18 protein-coding genes are annotated in these 16,703 nt (G+C 54.2%); 13 read left to right on the top strand and 5 right to left on the bottom strand.

Going from position 1 to position 16,703, the window contains the following annotated elements; all coding sequences use genetic code 11:
• Position 1 precedes the first annotated feature (1 nt).
• From K0A93_10065 to K0A93_10040, 6 genes are all read left to right on the top strand, one after another.
• Complete coding sequence (locus K0A93_10065) at positions 2 to 1,093, top strand: amino acid ABC transporter permease (protein MBW6512437.1); 1,092 nt, start codon at positions 2 to 4, stop codon at positions 1,091 to 1,093.
• A 64-nt stretch (positions 1,094 to 1,157) separates the two neighbouring features.
• A complete protein-coding gene (locus K0A93_10060; protein MBW6512436.1) occupies positions 1,158 to 1,880 on the top strand; it encodes an amino acid ABC transporter ATP-binding protein in 723 nt (240 codons plus the stop codon).
• 154 nt (positions 1,881 to 2,034) lie between these two features.
• A complete protein-coding gene (locus K0A93_10055; protein ID MBW6512435.1) occupies positions 2,035 to 3,384 on the top strand; it encodes a DEAD/DEAH box helicase in 1,350 nt (449 codons plus the stop codon).
• A 22-nt stretch (positions 3,385 to 3,406) separates the two neighbouring features.
• The gene (locus K0A93_10050) at positions 3,407 to 3,619 is read left to right on the top strand and encodes a VF530 family protein (protein MBW6512434.1); all 213 of its coding nucleotides are present in this window, start codon (positions 3,407 to 3,409) and stop codon (positions 3,617 to 3,619) included.
• 14 nt (positions 3,620 to 3,633) lie between these two features.
• Positions 3,634 to 4,107 carry a transcription elongation factor GreB gene (gene greB, locus K0A93_10045; GenBank protein MBW6512433.1) on the top strand — a complete coding sequence of 158 codons (474 nt, stop codon included), beginning with the start codon at positions 3,634 to 3,636 and terminating at the stop codon, positions 4,105 to 4,107.
• 74 nt (positions 4,108 to 4,181) lie between these two features.
• Entirely contained in the window at positions 4,182 to 4,550 is a 369-nt protein-coding gene (locus tag K0A93_10040) for a cytochrome c3 family protein (GenBank protein ID MBW6512432.1), read from the top strand.
• Positions 4,551 to 4,617: 67 nt separating this feature from the next.
• Here K0A93_10040 and K0A93_10035 read toward each other — a convergent pair whose 3' ends face one another.
• On the bottom strand, positions 4,618 to 6,252 hold the full coding sequence (locus K0A93_10035; protein ID MBW6512431.1) for an ATP-binding cassette domain-containing protein: 1,635 nt from the start codon (positions 6,250 to 6,252) through the stop codon (positions 4,618 to 4,620).
• A gap of 203 nt (positions 6,253 to 6,455) precedes the next feature.
• Here K0A93_10035 and K0A93_10030 point away from each other — a divergent pair, with 203 nt between their 5' ends.
• The gene (locus tag K0A93_10030; protein ID MBW6512430.1) at positions 6,456 to 7,154 is read left to right on the top strand and encodes a spermidine synthase; all 699 of its coding nucleotides are present in this window, start codon (positions 6,456 to 6,458) and stop codon (positions 7,152 to 7,154) included.
• Positions 7,151 to 7,504: a YkgJ family cysteine cluster protein gene (locus K0A93_10025; GenBank protein MBW6512429.1), complete on the top strand. Its 354-nt coding sequence runs from the start codon at positions 7,151 to 7,153 to the stop codon at positions 7,502 to 7,504. The genes K0A93_10030 and K0A93_10025 overlap by 4 nt, the downstream gene beginning before the upstream one ends.
• 43 nt (positions 7,505 to 7,547) lie before the next feature.
• Here K0A93_10025 and K0A93_10020 read toward each other — a convergent pair whose 3' ends face one another.
• Entirely contained in the window at positions 7,548 to 8,558 is a 1,011-nt protein-coding gene (locus K0A93_10020) for a transglutaminase-like domain-containing protein (protein MBW6512428.1), read from the bottom strand.
• 234 nt (positions 8,559 to 8,792) lie between these two features.
• On the opposite strand from K0A93_10020, the gene lepA reads away from it, so the two are divergent.
• Genes lepA through K0A93_10005 form a run of 3 tightly spaced genes read left to right on the top strand, consistent with a single transcriptional unit; the run spans position 8,793 to position 11,476 of the window.
• Positions 8,793 to 10,598: a translation elongation factor 4 gene (lepA, locus tag K0A93_10015; GenBank protein ID MBW6512427.1), complete on the top strand. Its 1,806-nt coding sequence runs from the start codon at positions 8,793 to 8,795 to the stop codon at positions 10,596 to 10,598.
• Positions 10,595 to 11,290: a signal peptidase I gene (gene lepB / locus K0A93_10010; protein ID MBW6512426.1), complete on the top strand. Its 696-nt coding sequence runs from the start codon at positions 10,595 to 10,597 to the stop codon at positions 11,288 to 11,290. Before lepA ends, lepB begins: the two co-directional genes overlap by 4 nt.
• 21 nt (positions 11,291 to 11,311) lie before the next feature.
• Complete coding sequence (locus K0A93_10005) at positions 11,312 to 11,476, top strand: hypothetical protein (protein MBW6512425.1); 165 nt, start codon at positions 11,312 to 11,314, stop codon at positions 11,474 to 11,476.
• A 212-nt stretch (positions 11,477 to 11,688) separates the two neighbouring features.
• Here K0A93_10005 and K0A93_10000 read toward each other — a convergent pair whose 3' ends face one another.
• The 3 genes from K0A93_10000 to K0A93_09990 all read right to left on the bottom strand — a co-directional run bounded on the left by K0A93_10000 (position 11,689) and on the right by K0A93_09990 (position 14,146).
• On the bottom strand, positions 11,689 to 12,660 hold the full coding sequence (locus tag K0A93_10000) for a hypothetical protein (GenBank protein MBW6512424.1): 972 nt from the start codon (positions 12,658 to 12,660) through the stop codon (positions 11,689 to 11,691).
• Between the two features lie 45 nt (positions 12,661 to 12,705).
• The gene (locus K0A93_09995; protein ID MBW6512423.1) at positions 12,706 to 13,605 is read right to left on the bottom strand and encodes a YitT family protein; all 900 of its coding nucleotides are present in this window, start codon (positions 13,603 to 13,605) and stop codon (positions 12,706 to 12,708) included.
• 106 nt (positions 13,606 to 13,711) lie between these two features.
• Positions 13,712 to 14,146 carry a DMT family transporter gene (locus K0A93_09990; GenBank protein ID MBW6512422.1) on the bottom strand — a complete coding sequence of 145 codons (435 nt, stop codon included), beginning with the start codon at positions 14,144 to 14,146 and terminating at the stop codon, positions 13,712 to 13,714.
• A 189-nt stretch (positions 14,147 to 14,335) separates the two neighbouring features.
• Here K0A93_09990 and K0A93_09985 point away from each other — a divergent pair, with 189 nt between their 5' ends.
• Positions 14,336 to 15,271: a metalloregulator ArsR/SmtB family transcription factor gene (locus K0A93_09985; GenBank protein ID MBW6512421.1), complete on the top strand. Its 936-nt coding sequence runs from the start codon at positions 14,336 to 14,338 to the stop codon at positions 15,269 to 15,271.
• The gene (gene ahcY / locus K0A93_09980; GenBank protein MBW6512420.1) at positions 15,271 to 16,671 is read left to right on the top strand and encodes an adenosylhomocysteinase; all 1,401 of its coding nucleotides are present in this window, start codon (positions 15,271 to 15,273) and stop codon (positions 16,669 to 16,671) included. Before K0A93_09985 ends, ahcY begins: the two co-directional genes overlap by 1 nt.
• Positions 16,672 to 16,703: the final 32 nt, after the last annotated feature.

Here is a 16,703-nt window from a genome sequence, read left to right as displayed (position 1 = left end):
GATGATCACAGGATCGAACACAGACGCCGCTCAGATGAAACCACCGCTCCGTAATATCGGGGTCATCGGTTGGCTGCGGGAAAATCTGTTCAACAATATTTTCAACTCCCTGTTGACACTGGTGACTATCTACGGGCTCTGGCTCTTTGTTCCGCCGATGATCCGCTGGGTTTTTATTGACAGCCTCTGGTTTAGCAGTGCTGAAGCGTGTCGCGATATCGAAGGTGCCTGCTGGTCGATCATCCCCAACAACGTCAGCTTTATTTTCTTTGGTTTCTTCCCGGAGGGGGAGCAATGGCGCCCTCTCACGGCGATGTTGCTCCTTTTTGCGTTGGTCTTCTACTCCAAAAATCGCCAACACTGGCGACAGTCGCTTGCCATCTACTGGTTGCTGGGGCTGATTGTGATGGGGGGGCTGATGCACGGCGGGGTGTTCGGCATGCCGGTAGTTGAGACCGCGCAATGGAGTGGCTTCCCGCTGACGCTGATGCTTGCATTGTTCGGCATGGTCGGTGCCTACCCGCTGGGCGTGCTGCTGGCGCTGGGGCGGCGTTCCAAGCTAATTGGCATTAAATCCGTCTGTGTTGTGTATATTGAACTGATTCGCGGTGTGCCGCTCATCAGTCTGCTCTTTATGTCCTCGGTGATGTTCCCGCTCTTTTTGCCCGAGGGTGTCTCGTTTGACAAGGTGTTACGGGCACAGGTGGCGATTATTCTCTTTGCTGCCGCCTACATTGCCGAGGTGGTGCGCGGCGGGTTGCAGGCCATCCCCGCCGGTCAATATGAGGCGGCCAATGCGCTGGGGCTGAGCTACGCCAAAACGATGCGGCTGATTGTCTTGCCGCAAGCCTTGAAAATTGTCATTCCGCCGAGTGTCGGGATCCTCATCTCGGCATTCAAGGATACCTCGCTGGTGGTGATTATCGCACTTTATGACGTTCTCAAAACCACCAAGGTGACGTTATCCAACCCCCAGTGGATGGGGTATTCCAGCGAGGCTTACCTGTTTCTGGCGGTACTTTATTTTGTTTGCTGTTATGCAATGACCAGCTACAGTCGTCGGTTGGAAAAGGAACTGCATGCCGGGCACTGACGCAAAAGGTGAAAGAGCTATGCACGAGCACAACGACATGCTGCAGGAAAATTCGGAGCAACCGATCATTGAAGTGATCGGCATGCACAAGTGGTTCGGTGATTTTCATGTGTTGAAAGATATCAACCTGAAAGTAATAGCGCAGGAAAGGATCGTTATCTGCGGGCCGTCCGGTTCAGGAAAATCAACCATGATCCGTTGTCTCAATCGCCTGGAGGAACACCAGAAGGGGCAGATCATTGTCGATGGAATCGAACTGACCAACGACATCAAGAATATCGAAAAGGTCAGGGCGGAGGTCGGGATGGTCTTTCAGCACTTCAACCTTTTTCCGCATCTGACGATCCTTGAAAATCTGACCCTTGGTCCGATCTGGGTGCGCAAAACCCCGAAGAGAGAGGCCGTAGAAGCGGCAATGCGCTATCTGGAGAAGGTGCGGATTGCCGAGCAGGCTGAAAAGTTTCCCGGTCAACTCTCCGGCGGGCAACAGCAGCGGGTGGCGATTGCCCGCAGCCTGTGCATGAACCCCAAGGTCATGCTTTTTGACGAGCCGACCTCCGCCCTCGATCCCGAGATGATCAAGGAAGTGCTCGATGTGATGATCGATCTCGCCGAAGAAGGGATGACGATGCTGGTGGTGACCCATGAGATGGGGTTTGCCAAGAGCGTCGCCGACCGGGTGATGTTCATGGATGAGGGGCAGATCGTTGAGCAGAACAGTCCGCAGGAGTTTTTCGATCATCCGCAGAATGACCGCACTAAGCTGTTCTTGAGCCAGATTTTGTGATGTAAATTCTTTCACCGTAAGCGACGCCCCTGTGGTAGCATCTCCACCCTTCACATAACAACCAAGCCTTGTCGGACGAAATTTTTGCTTAGCCACTTAATTCTTTTTTGCGAGTGCAACATTGAATATACTCTATGACACTAAGGGAATTATCATGTCTTTTGATTCTCTCGGCCTTTGTGCCGAACTGCTGACTGCGATTTCCGCCCAGGGGTATACCACCCCGACTCCGATTCAGCGGGAGGCAATCCCGGTTATTTTCGAGGGGTGCGATCTGCTCGCGGGGGCGCAGACCGGTACTGGTAAAACAGCGGCGTTTGCTCTGCCGATTGTGCAAAAGCTGAGTGAAAAGGCACCAAAGCGCAGACACCGTCGTCCGCGCGCGCTGGTGCTGGTGCCGACCCGGGAACTGGCGGCGCAGGTCAGTGATCAGCTGCAATATTACGGACGTCGCCTGGCGTTGCGCTCGACCATGATCTACGGCGGGGTGAACATCCGACCGCAGATGCAGCGGCTGGAACGGGGGATTGATATTGTCGTTGCGACACCGGGACGCCTGCTCGATCACGCCGAACGGCGGACCATCAATCTGAGTGAAATCGAGTTTCTGGTGCTGGACGAGGCTGACCGCATGCTCGATCTCGGGTTTATCGACGATATCCTCAGGGTGGCGGAGTACTTGCCTGAACCGTGTCAACACCTGTTATTTTCGGCCACCTATTCACAAAGCATCAAACAGTTGGCCGATGAGCTTCTTGATCAACCGCGGCGGATTGAAGTTGCAAAACCAAATATTGCCGCCACTGCTGTTGACCAGGCCGTGTATCCGGTCGAGCGCAGTCGCAAACGGGAAATGCTTTCCCATCTGATCCGTACCGGGGAGTGGCAACAGGTGCTGGTCTTTACCCGCACCCGCTACGGTGCCGATCAGTTGACGGCGGAATTATTGTTTGACGGCATCAAGGCTGCACCGATTCACAGCAACAAGAGCCAGTCAATCCGCACCCGGACGTTGGCGGAATTCAAACGAGGGGAATTGCGGGTACTGGTGGCGACTGACGTGGCGGCGCGCGGGCTTGATATTCAGCATCTGCCATACGTGGTGAATTACGAATTGCCGCAGGTTGCTGAAGACTATGTGCATCGGATCGGTCGCACCGGGCGGGCCGGAGAAGCTGGCGTCGCGCTCTCCCTCGTTGGCCCGGCCGAGCAACTGCTGTTGCAGGCGATAGAAAAACTGCTCGGCTACGTCATCCCGATCAGGACGGTAGCAGACTTTCCAGAAATTGCCGTCAAACGCGGGATGGTGGTGAAAAAAAGTAAGTCCGCCACAGGTGGATCCATGCCGAAGGCCACTTTGCCCAAGACAGAGAAGGTTGCTCCCAAGCCCAAAAAAGCGGTGAAGAAACAGGTCTCGACCAAGAGCAGAAAACCCGGGGGAAAAAAGACGACGACCGCCAAAGCTTCACCTACGGCAGGTCGCCGTGGGGGGCGAACCAGGTGAAATTAAAAGTGAGTGACATCCTATGAACGACCCTTTGCACGGCGTGACGTTGGAACAGATCGTAATCACCCTGGCCGAACATTATGGTTGGGAGGAGCTGGCGCGAAATATTGAAATCAATTGTTTCATCAGTAACCCCTCGATCAAGTCGAGCCTGAAGTTTCTGCGCCGCACGCCCTGGGCGCGCAAGCGGGTGGAAAAGCTCTATCTCGCTGCGCAACGGAGTGACTGGTGAGTCCTCCGGTTTACATGACCCCCGCCTGCGCGCAGCGCTTACGTGCCGAGCTCAAGGAAACGCTCTACACCTTGCGTCCCGAGATGGTGCAGACCGCCGCCTGGGCGGCGAGTAACGGCGACCGCAGCGAGAATGCCGACTATCATTACGCCAAGCGGAAGTTGCGTCAGTATGACGGGCGGATCCGCTTCCTGACCAAACGGCTCGAAGCGGCGTTGATTGTCGATCCGGTCGCGCAGCAGCCGGTGGCTAACGGCCGGGTGCTGTTCGGTTGTACGGTAACGGTTGAAAATGTTGACGGCGATGAGAAGGTGTACAGTATTGTCGGGGTCGATGAATTTGACCCGGCCTGCGGACGCGTCAGCTGGACGTCGCCGATCGGGCGGGCGTTGCTGGGCAAATCGGCAGGGGACAGTGTGACCTTTGCGACGCCCGGCGGGACTTCGGAACTGGAGATCGTCAAGGTCGAGTATAAGGCGTTGGACTGACGACCCCTTGAAAATATACGCTGTTGCGTTAGAGTGCAGCAATCGATCAATGATCTTAACTGGAGTAACGATGTATGTGGCGGACAATTGCAACGTTAATGCTGTTGTGCCTTGTATCGGCGACGCTGGCTTTTGCAACGGACGGTTTTCATCAGCGGATCGCCGCCTGCATTGAGCGCACGGATGCCGACTGCCGGGAGGTCTGCCGCGATTGCCATGCCGCAGATCGTCCCACGACTGACGGTATGCTCAGCAGCAGCTGCGTCGACTGTCATGATGACATGCAGGCGCAGGACGCAGCGCCGTCCGGCACGGCCGTGCTACACGGCAATCATGGGCAGGTTGCCTGCGTGGACTGTCACGATCCCCATAACGGCGAGTTTGGCTTACTGAAAATATCCAACCGGGGCTCCGCGCTCTGTCTGTCCTGTCACGAGAAATAAACAGTGACAAGTGATAGGTCATAAGAGAGGGGAGCCGTTCGGCTGCCCTCTCGGTGTTTGGAGCGCGTTACAATTTTAGCTCGGCTTCCCCCTGACAGAGGGCGGCGCGTTCCGCGGCAACGCGTGGATCCTCACAGTATTCCTCAAAACGCATTTTACGGTCGATAATCCCCCCCGGTGTAAACTCAATGATGCGGTTGGCGATGGTGGCGACGAATTCGTGGTCGTGGGAGGCGAAGAGCAGCACCTCCTTATAGTCGATCAGGGCATTGTTGAGGGCGGTGATCGATTCGAGATCCAGGTGATTGGTCGGCTCGTCGAAGATCAGCGTGTTGGCGGCGGCCAGCATCATTTTCGAGAGCATGCAGCGCACCCGCTCACCGCCGGAGAGGACCGAGGTCTGTTTGGTCGCCTCTTCGCCGGAAAAGAGCATCTTGCCGAGAAAACCGCGCGCAAAGTTTTCCCCTTCGCCCGGCGCGAACTGACACAACCACTCGATCAGATTCATCTCATTGGCGAAATAGGCGGCATTTTCGCGGGGGAAATAGGCCGGAGTGATGGTGACGCCCCAGCGGAACGTGCCGCTGTCCGGCTTGACTTCTTTGGCCAGGATCTGAAAGAGGGTGGTTTTGGCGAGGCCGTCGCCGCCGACGAAGGCGACCTTGTCACCGGGACCGATATTCAGCGTGAGCTGGTCGAGAATCTGCACGCCATCAATCGTTTTGCTCAGGTCCTTGATCTCCAGCACGATATCGCCGCAGGGGCGCTCCGGTTTGAAGACGACGAAGGGATATTTACGCGAGGAGACCGGCATTTCCTCAACGGTGAGCTTCTCCAGCAACTTTTTTCGTGACGTGGCCTGCTTCGCCTTGGAGGCGTTGGAGGAAAAGCGCTGGATGAACTCCTTGAGCTCATTGGCCTTGTCGGTGACCTTGCGGTTCTCGTCCTGCTTCTGCTTCAGGTTCAGCTGGCTGGCCTGATACCAGAAGTCGTAGTTGCCGACATAGACGGTGATCTTGCTGAAATCGATATCAGCGACGTGGGTGCAGACCTGATTGAGAAAATGGCGATCATGGGAAACGACGATCACCGTATTCTGGAAACGGGAGAGAAATTCGTCGAGCCAGCGAATCGCCTTGAGGTCGAGGTGGTTGGTCGGTTCGTCGAGCAGCAGCACGTCGGGATTGCCGAACAGCGCCTGGGCGAGCAGCACCCGCACCTTGTCACTCCCTTCCAGCGCCTTCATCTGCTTCTGGCGCAGTTCCTCGGGGATGCCGAGACCGTTGAGCAGCACCGCCGCCTCCGCTTCGGCTTCGTAGCCGTTGAGCTCGGCAAACTCCGCTTCCAGTTCCCCGGAACGAACCCCGTCCGCTTCACTGAACTCTTCTTTGGCGTAGATCGCGTTACGTTCGCTCATTACCTGGTAGAGGTGTTCGTGCCCCATGATGACGGTGTCGAACACGGTATGTTCGTCGAAGGCGAAGTGATCCTGGCGAAGTATGGCGATGCGCTGCCCGGAGCCGACGCTGACCGTGCCCTTGTCGGCTTCGAGTTCACCGGCGAGGATTTTCAGGAAGGTCGATTTACCGGCGCCGTTGGCGCCGATGAGGCCGTAGCAGTTGCCGGGGGTGAATTTGATATTGACGTCTTTAAAAATAATTTTCTTGCCGTAGGCGAGAGCGATATTGGTGGCGCTGATCATAATACTGAATGTCCTTTGCTGAAAAAATAAAAGAACCATGGGGCAACCCATGGCTCGCGGAGAGTATTTATAGCACTCTTTGTCGTTTGACAGCAATCCCTTATCGACACTTTATTGCGCCAGCGCGTCTTTTTTACGGTTTTGCGGGCAGATTTGAGGCATAATGCGGCGCGAATAATCTCTATCCCGTCTGTGAGGCTCCGATGGCACAACCCTGGAAAACAATCGACCGTATCGACACCGCCGAGGGGGTGCTGGAATTGCGCCAGCGCGGCGCGCAAGATTTTTTGATTACCGTCGGCGGGCTGGTGCTGATGAACAGCCTGTCGAACCGCTCTGAAGTGGTGCTGGGCGAGCTCGGCTGTCGTCAGCTGCGCGACCATGCTGCCCCGCGCGTGCTGGTCGGCGGACTCGGCATGGGGTTCACACTCAGGGCGGTCCTCGACGGTCTCCCCGTAACGGCCCAGGTGGTCGTCGCCGAGCTCAACCCGGTGGTTGTTCAGTGGTGCCGTGGTCCGTTGGCGCTCCTTACCGACAATGCGGTCAGCGACCCACGCGTGACGGTCGCCGTCGGCGACGTTGCCGAACTGGTGCGCGAGACGGCGCACGGCGCGGGGCAGGGCAGCTACGACGCGGTGGTGTTCGATCTCTACACAGGGCCACATCACAAGACCGACAAGGTGCATGATCCACTCTACGGCAGCCGCGCTATCGCCCATGTGTATGCGGCGCTCAAAGCGGGGGGGCTCTTCACAATCTGGGGAGAAAACTACGACGAAGGGTTTGACAAGCGTTTACGCAACGCGGGATTTTCCACCAGTCATCAGCGACCGGGGCGCGGCGGTTATCGGCATGTGGTTTTCATCGCTGAAAAGCGACAAGGCAAGGCGGCGGTGCGATGACCGAGGCGGAATTTAGCTGCCTGCTCTGCGGGCATTGCTGTCTCAATCTGGTCGATGCCTATCGGGGGTGTGTCAGCGACGCCGATCTCGACTTGTGGCGGCGGGAAGGGCGTGACGATCTGCTCGCCTGGGTCGAAACCCTCGACCTCGGGCATGGGAATTTGCTTCACACCGCCTGGGTCGATCCGGAAACCGGGGACGACGTCGATCGCTGCCCGTGGTTGCAGGAACTGCCGGAACAGCGGGGGTATCTCTGCTCGATCAACGCGGTAAAACCGCAGCACTGTCGCGAATATCCTGAACATCGACGTCACGGACAGCAAACCGGTTGTCCGGCCTGCAAGAAATGAAATTATTTTTGATTACGCTGACCGACGTGTCCCTCCGAGTTTTTTAAATCTCTTTAAAATTAAAGCGATAAACAAAATTCCTGGCGTCATAGAAGTCGAGCGGTTTGCCGCCGACCTCGGCATAGGGGTAGCCGAAGGTGTTGAGCGGCGGGCCGACTTGGGCGGGATTGAGAGTCAGATCGCGGCCGCTGGCGAGTTTGAAGCGATATGCATCGATGCCGCCCCAGAAATAGTCGCGCAGTTCGGTGACACGCGGACTGTCGAGTGTCAGCTTCTCCACCAGTATTGCCTTGAGGACGTCAGCCGGGTCGACCGGCACCCAGCCATGATCGGGGAGAAAAAATTCAGCCCAGCAGTGCTGCCAGCCGGTAATATCCTGTTCACTCTTTTTGCCGAGGCGCAGGCCGAAAACCTCGCGGGCCGGAACTCCCGCCGCACGACTGAGAGCGATGTAAACCGAGGAGATATCGGTGCATTTGCCGCCCGGTTTTTGCAACAGAAAGCAGACATCCCCTTTGCCGCAGCCGACGGTAGTGGCGTCACGGTACATATTTTCAACGGTCCAGTCGTAGATCGCCTTGCTCCGTTCCAGAACGGTCGTCTTGTTGGCAACGATTGTATCGGCCAGTTCCTTGACTGCTCCATCGATCGGGGCAAGACGGGTCGGAGTGAGATACTCGGCGTAATCGGCGCGGTTCCAGGCCGGCTCATGAATCGGCAGTGCACCGCGTCGCAGCTCCTTGCGCTCGACGTCAAAGGTAAGATTCAGCTTGCGACTCTTGCTCCCTTGCGGCCATTCGGCGTAGAGCAGCGGCGTGCCGTTCATCTGGACGGTGTAAACGCCTGTCGCGGCGTAGTCACCGCTGAGGCGAATCGTGCTGACCTGCTGATGCTGATCTGACACCGGGTAGGGGATCCAGAGTTTCACGATTTCGCCGACCGGTTGTGCGCTCAGGTCGAACTCCATGCTGACCTGACCGGCACGGCTTTGTGCCAGTGTGGTCAGCGGAATGAACAGGGACAGAAGAACAAGGGACGTCAATACTCTTTTCATGCTTATTTGCTCCTGACAATACAATCGGGTTTAAAGTTCACCGCATTATCAGCGATTGATATCATCAAATCAAGTCATCCTTTAATCAGTATCAGTAACCGCCAGGCTCAAATCCATCCGCTATTACTGCCACCAATCCTCGTGCGCACCGAATTTGTCCTCCTTTCTTCTTTACAAATCCCTTAAAAATCATTACCTTTATCAACTGCCCTCAGCGCACAGTAAAGGAACCCGATGGATTGCAGCCTGATACGAAATTTTTCGATTATTGCCCATATTGATCACGGTAAATCGACCCTTGCTGACCGCTTGCTGGAAGCAACCGGAACGCTCACCGAGCGTGAAAAAACCAACCAGTTTCTCGATAAGATGGAGCTGGAACGTGAACGCGGAATTACCATCAAAGCGCAGGCGGTACGTCTGAAATACCGGGCTGCCGATGGCAAGAATTATATTCTCAATCTGATCGATACTCCGGGACATGTAGATTTTACCTATGAGGTCAGTCGCTCGCTCAAGGCTTGTGAAGGGGCGCTGCTGGTTGTCGATGCGTCACAAGGGGTTGAGGCGCAAACACTGGCCAATGTTTATCTGGCGATCGATCAAAATCTCGAAGTGCTGCCGGTGCTGAACAAAATTGATCTGCCCAGTGCCGAGCCGGAAAAAGTCAAAGAGGAAATTGAAGAAATCATCGGTCTCGACACCAGTGAGACGATTTCTGCCAGCGCCAAAGAGGGGATCGGGATCGCCGAGATTCTTGAAGCGATCATTCACAAAATTCCTGCCCCCAATGGCAATATCGCCGCTCCGTTGAAGGCTCTGGTGTTTGACTCTTGGTATGACTCTTATCAGGGGGTTATTGTTCTGGTGCGGGTGATTGACGGGACCTTGCTCAAGGGGGAGAGGATCCGGCTGATGGCGACCGGGCGTTGTTATGAGGTGCAGAAAGTCGGTGCCTTTGCTCCCCATCTGGTCGAATTGCCGCAATTGGCTGCGGGCGAGGTTGGTTTCATTATCGCCAGTATCAAGGGGGTCAAGGACGCCAAGGTGGGCGACACGATTACCCATGAAAAACAGGGCGCTACGGTTGCTCTCGAAGGGTTTAAAGAGGTCAAGCCGATGGTTTTTTCTGGGTTTTATCCGATCGACAGCGGTGATTACGATTCCCTGCGTGACGCGATGGAAAAGCTCAGCCTTAACGACGCATCTTTTTCTTTCACGCCGGAAACGTCGCTGGCCCTTGGTTTCGGTTTCCGTTGCGGCTTTCTCGGGCTGCTGCATATGGAGATCATCCAGGAGCGTCTGGAACGTGAATTTGGCGTCGATCTGATTACTACGGCACCGACCGTTGTCTATAAAGTTACCACGGTCAGGGGTGACCAGATGTCCGTTGAAAGTGCCAATAACCTTCCCGAAGTACAGCTTATCGAAAAGATTGAGGAGCCATTTATCCTCGCCTCGATTCATGTGCCGAATGAGTTTGTCGGTGGTGTCCTTGCCCTCTGCGAAGAAAAACGCGGCATCCAGCGCGAAATTAAATATCTTACCGCGACACGGGTGATGGTGGTTTACGAATTGCCGCTCAATGAAGTCGTGATGGATTTCTATGACCGTCTCAAAACAATTACCCGCGGTTATGCTTCCCTTGATTATGAACCGCTCGATTACCGCCGCAGCGAACTGACACGACTCAATATCATGATCAATGGTGAAGTTATTGATGCCCTGTCGCTGATCGTGCACCGCGACAAGGCGCAGTATCGCGGTCGCGAACTGGCGGCAAAAATGAAGGAATTTATTCCGCGCCAGCAGTTCGAAGTGGCGATTCAGGCGGCGATCGGCAACAAGGTGATTGCCCGCGAGACGGTCAAAGCCCTGCGCAAGGACGTGACCGCCAAGTGCTACGGTGGTGATATCAGCCGGAAACGCAAACTACTGGAGAAGCAGAAAGAGGGGAAAAAGCGCATGAAGCAGGTCGGCAGCGTTGAATTGCCTCAGGAAGCATTCCTTGCAATCCTTAAAGTAAAGGAACAAAAATGATAACAAAAGATCCTGCTGTGCAAGAAGAAAACGCTGGAGAAGAACCGACGCCCGCGGTGTCGAAAAAAACGCATAAATCAAAGGTGCGGGAGTGGGTCGAGGCGATTATTGTTGCCGCTTTACTGGCGCTGGTGATTCGTTCGCTGGTTGTTCAGGCGTATAAAATCCCTTCTGGATCGATGGAAGATACGTTGTTGATCGGTGATCATCTGCTGGTCAACAAATTTATTTACGGGACGAAACTTCCTTTTATCGATGAACGTTTTCTGGTGCTTCGTGAGCCGCAGCGTGGTGATGTAGTGGTTTTTGAGTTTCCGGAAGATCGCGATCAATCGTACTTCAAGCGGCGGGATTTTATTAAACGCGTGATCGGTGTCCCCGGCGACAAGATTGAGATAAGTAACAAGCAGGTTTTTGTCAATGGGCAACCATTGGCACTGGAGCAGGCCGTGTTCAAGGAACCGAATGTCCTTCCACAGACCCTCAGCCCGCGCGACAACTTTGGTCCCGTCGTCGTCCCGCCGGAGAGTTTGTTTGTCATGGGGGACAATCGTGATCGTTCTTATGACAGCCGTTTTTGGGGGTTCGTTGCTTATGACGCGCTCAAAGGATTGGCTTTTATCAAATACTGGTCATGGGATGCAGACAAATTTTTCCCTCGTTTCGGGCGCATTGGCCGTCCGATTGACTGATTGCGTAGTGGAGCCTTGGAGATGGAAACAGTCAAAACCGCCATGTTTGAATATCTGATCAGCCTTGCCGAAGAACACCCCGAAGGCGGTTATACCTTCCGTCTTGATGGCAGTGAATACCGGATTGATGATGTGCTGGAAATCAGTTCAATAGCAACGAAGCACGGCTACATCATCATTTACTGAATTCAACCATCAGCTGTTTACCAGGAGTCTGTCCGAGAATGAATGACCGGCTGCAAACCCAGCTGTTTGGCTTATATTTCAGCTCCTTTTTGCCCCATAGCTAGGCTGCAAATGAGCTGAAATCTGCCCTCAAACTTCTGGATTTTCGCTGCGGCCCTTATTCTCGGACAGGCTCCAAGGGCGACGTTGGCACTGGTCGGCTTGCGGGTTGTTCAACCGCCGGACGGTGATAGCGGTGAAGATTCTTCTGCCGCCTGATTGGCGGAGGGTGTGTGTGCACCGATCAGCTTCGCCACAATCTGTTCTTCAATCTTCGGCAGTAATGGACTGCCGCTTAAAAATTTAAAGAGCTGCACCAGTCCCCAAAGGAACAATAACGGGAGCAGGATCGTTTGCAGCAAAAATACCACGATCAATTTAAGAAAACTTTCGATCATGGCAGACGCGGAAGCTTCAATTTTTCTGAAGCGTTTGTTCCACTCAGCAGGGCTGAATACCCCGCTCACAGCATCTTTGGTGCGTTGCCAAAGTCCCCTGTCCCCTTCGGATTCTACCACCAGTTCCTGTTGAAGTGCTTTTAATTGTGCAGCGTTTTGCTCGACTTGCCCGGCGGCAACCTGGTAGTCGCTGTCAAGAAAGAGATGATACGTTTGCGCGTTGACCCAGGCTGTTGCCGGTACGCAAAAACGCACAAACAGTGCAACAAAGAGAAGTCGTCGGGCAACCGGAGCGGCATAGGTGCGTACACCGCACTGTCCCCAAAGGGAAAAAAGAAAAAATCCCAGCGACAAGGGTAAAAGCAGATTGACGGCAACCCACGGGCCGATATTGAGGAGAAATTTCTGCACGCCGATAGACGTCAGACTGACGAGCATGACCCAGGAAAAACGTTCGACCAGATCGTTGAGTGGGTCAAGAATTTCGCCGACCGCAATGGTCACCAGCGGGAGGGAAAGTTCACTGTCCTGAAGCAACGAGAGAACGGCATTTGTGGTGCGAGCGGCAGCAAAAGCCAGTAATGCCTTGTTCAACGAATCATCAAGAAACCCGGTTGCCTGGGCATCAATCGCCTGAAACGACGCGTTGTTATAGATGGGAGTGTTAAGCGGCTGGTAGCAGGTTGCTGTCAGCAAAAACAGGATCACTCCGGTAAGGCCGATTTTTGTGATCTGTCGTCGATTCATGTTTGCATCATAACCTGTTTCTGGACGGGTGCAACGTGTGGATGATTAATAGATTTTGCGTTTTGAAAAAGAAGAACCAATGACGTTGAAGGTATTTTCAACAATAAAAAGCGCATCAGGATCGTGCATGAAAACGATCTCTTCCAGACGCTTGAGCTGAATGTTGTTGATCACCGTCATCAGCACCCGTTGCTGTTTTTTATTGAAGGCGCCGGTGCCTTTCAGGAAGGTCGACCCGATCTTCAGTTTTTCGAGCACCTCGTCGGCGATCTGTTGTGACTGGCGGGAGATCACCAGGGTCATTTTACGTTCGCTGAACATCGCCAGAACCTGATCGACAATTTTGGCGGAGACGAAGGCCATGATCAGCGAGACGATGACCAGATCGGCATCCAGGGTAAAGCAACAAATTGCAAAAAGAACCAGGTTGAGAATCAGATAGAAACGACCAATCCCGAGGTTGAAACGTTGAAACAGGATTACGGCGAGAACATCGATGCCGCCGTTTGAACCGAGCGAACGCAGCACAATGCCGCCCCCCGCACCAGAGAGAGCCCCGCAGCTGACCGCTGCATAGAGCTGGTTGTTGATGACGAAGTTAAACGGCAACAGTGCATAGGAGAGGCCGGTAACGAGCATGGCAAAAAGGCTGTAAAGTAAAAAACGACGGCTGATCATGGTCCAGGCAAGGGCGAACATCGGGAGGTTGAAGATAATATACCAGCTGCCCGCATCAAGCAGGCCGGTGATTTGCAGGATCAGGACAGAGATACCAAAGAGACCGGCAGGAATGAAGTTGTGATTCAATGCAATCCCTTTGATCGCCAGTGCATAGAGCAGGGAACCACAGGTAATCAGGCACAGGTTGTAAAAGACAGAATAGGTGTGCTCGCGGAAATTAAGGGCACGGTTGCATCCTTCAAAGCTGGTTGTTGCATGATACATTGGCGAATGTTGGGTAGTCTACGTGGTGAATGGTAGTGCGTCAAGGATAAGCCGTGGCCGTCGAAGATCGATAGTGGTTGTGCTGTTGAGCAGTGCTTTTGAGCGATTAAAACTTTTTTATCAGAATCGCTCCAATCGCTATCAGGAGTACACCGATAATACGCAGCGGGCTGATGGGATGCACCGGGAAGGCGAGCGCACCGTAGTGATCGTAGATCAGTGAAGCCACCATCTGTCCCGCGAGGACCAGGCTGAGCATGGTGGTTGCCCCTAGTTGCGGGACAAGAAAAATCGTCACGGCGACAAAGAACGCTCCGAGCAAGCCACCGGTCCAGCACCACCAGGGAGCCACCCCAAGCGCAGCCACAGGGAGCGGGATGCGCATAATGACGACATAGAGGAACAGGGCAAGGGAACCGACAATAAAGGAGATCGTGGCGGCAAAGACGGACGATTTTGCATAGGTGGCCAGCTGCGCGTTGATCCCCGATTGGGTGGGGATACAGATCCCCGCAGCAAGGGCGAGAAGGATGAAAAGCACGAAATTGTTCAATGGTCCAAACCTCTCGATTCGAGTGTGGTGAAAGTGAGTATTCATGAAGACAATTCGATATCACAGTGAGATTTATTTGTCACCCTTTCCGCTTGAACGGTGTAAAAAACATTGATCAATGTTGATTGTTATGATACATCAGGAATAATTGATTTATATTTTTTGAAAAGTTGATTTATGGTTAAATTGTTTAAGTCATTGGCGGATGTGACGCGGCTGCGATTGGTCGCGATTTTGGCTCAGGGAGAATTTACCGTAAGCGAATTGACGGATATTCTCGCCATGGGGCAATCGCGTATTTCGCGACACTTAAAGATTTTGCTGGATGCCGGAATCGTCACTGTGCAGCGCCAGGGGACCTGGAGCTATTTTCGCCTCGACGGGAAGAATAACTATTTTCAGCAGTTGTGTCCGACAATCCTAGAATACCTCGCGACCGACGGAGTGCACCCCGCCGATCAACAGGGGATTACCCGTATTCTGGATGAGCGGCAGCGCAAAAGCCGCGATTTTTTTGACCACCATGCGCGCGAGTGGGATCGGCTGGCCAAAGAGATGATTGTCGCGGATCGCTACCAAGGGGTGCTGCTGGAGCAACTGGGGCAGGTCGAAACCGTGGTCGATGTCGGGGTTGGCACCGGCAGTTTGCTGGGCGATTTGTCGTTGCGGGCGCGTCAGGTTATCGGCATCGATCATTCGCCGTCGATGCTCAATGAAGCCCGGACCCGGGTGGAAAATAATCAACTGGTCAATGTCGATTTACGCCTCGGCGAGATGACACATCTTCCTGTCGCCGACCACAGTGCCGATGCCTTGATCCTGAACATGGTACTGCATCACGCGCCCCAGCCGCCGACAGTTTTCAACGAACTACGCCGGGTGCTGCGTCCCGGCGGCAGGGTGCTGATCGCCGAGCTGGAACGACATCAGCTGGAGTGGTTTCGGGATCGTCTGGCCGACCAGTGGCTGGGGTTTACCCGCCAGGAATTGACAGACTGGCTGCAACTCGCCGGTTATCGTCTGGTTAGCCTGAAATTGATGAAAAACAGCAACAAGCTTCCCGCAGTACAGGTGTTGACTGCGGAATTAATCGATCAAGAGGAGCATAATTGATGAGTAACGATTACAAGGTTGCGGACATCTCCCTGGCGGAGTGGGGCCGCAAGGAAATTGCCATTGCCGAGACCGAGATGCCGGGATTGATGTCGATTCGCGAGGAGTTTCGCGGGGCACAACCGCTACAGGGCGCACGGATTACCGGTTCGCTGCACATGACCATTCAGACCGCCGTACTGATTGAAACGCTGGTTGATCTGGGGGCCGAAGTCCGCTGGGCTTCATGCAATATCTTTTCAACCCAGGACCACGCGGCGGCGGCAATCGCGGCAGGCGGGATTCCGGTTTATGCCTGGAAGGGCGAAACGCTTGCTGAATACTGGTGGTGTACCGAGCAGGTGCTCACCTGGCCCGACGGCAAGGGGCCGAACATGATCCTTGACGACGGCGGCGACGCAACGCTGCTGGTGCATAAGGGGGTTGAATTTGAGAAGGCCGGCGCGGTTCCCGAGCCGACCGCCGATGACAGTGACGAGTGGAGCGAAGCGCTTAAGGTGCTGCAAAAGAATTTTGCAGCCAATCCGACCAAATGGACCGAGGCGGCGACCGCGATTCGTGGTGTTACGGAAGAGACGACCACCGGCGTGCATCGCCTCTATCAGATGGAAAAGGCCGGTTCACTCCTTTTCCCGGCGATGAATGTTAACGACTCCGTAACGAAGTCGAAGTTTGATAATCTTTACGGCTGTCGTGAATCACTGATCGACGGGATTAAGCGCGCGACAGATGTGATGATCGCCGGGAAGATTTGTGTTGTCCTCGGCTACGGTGACGTTGGCAAAGGATGCGCTCAGGCGTTCCGCGGGATGGGTGCGACCGTCTGGGTGACCGAGATTGATCCGATCTGCGCCTTGCAGGCGGCGATGGAAGGTTACCGGGTGGTCACAATGCAGGATGCCGCCGCGCAAGGGGATATCTTTGTCACCACCACGGGGAATTTCCATGTGATTGATCATGATGATATGGTGGCGATGAAAGACCAGGTGATCGTCTGCAATATCGGACATTTTGATAATGAAATTAATGTCTCTTCACTGCGCCGCTATGAGTGGATCAACATCAAACCGCAGGTTGACCATATTGTTTTTCCGAACGGCAAGCGCATTATTCTGCTCGCCGAGGGAAGACTGGTTAACCTGGGTTGTGCTACCGGACATCCAAGTTTTGTGATGAGTGCCAGTTTTGCAAATCAGACGATTGCGCAGATCGAGTTGTTCAATGAATATGCTGAATACGAAAAACAGGTCTACGTGTTGCCGAAGATTCTCGATGAGAAGGTGGCCCGTCTGCATCTGGGAAAAGTAGGTGCCAGGTTAACGACATTGACCGCCGCGCAATCCGCCTATATCGATGTTCCGGTCGAAGGGCCTTATAAGCCGGGTCATTACCGATATTGATGATAATGGTTTTTTTCATAAAAAAAGCACCG

The organism is Desulfuromonadaceae bacterium (assembly GCA_019429445.1).
GTDB lineage: Bacteria > Desulfobacterota > Desulfuromonadia > Desulfuromonadales > JAHYIW01 > JAHYIW01.
The sequence above is the reverse complement of the archived record's forward strand: the minus strand, read 5'-3'. Positions and strand labels throughout refer to the sequence as shown.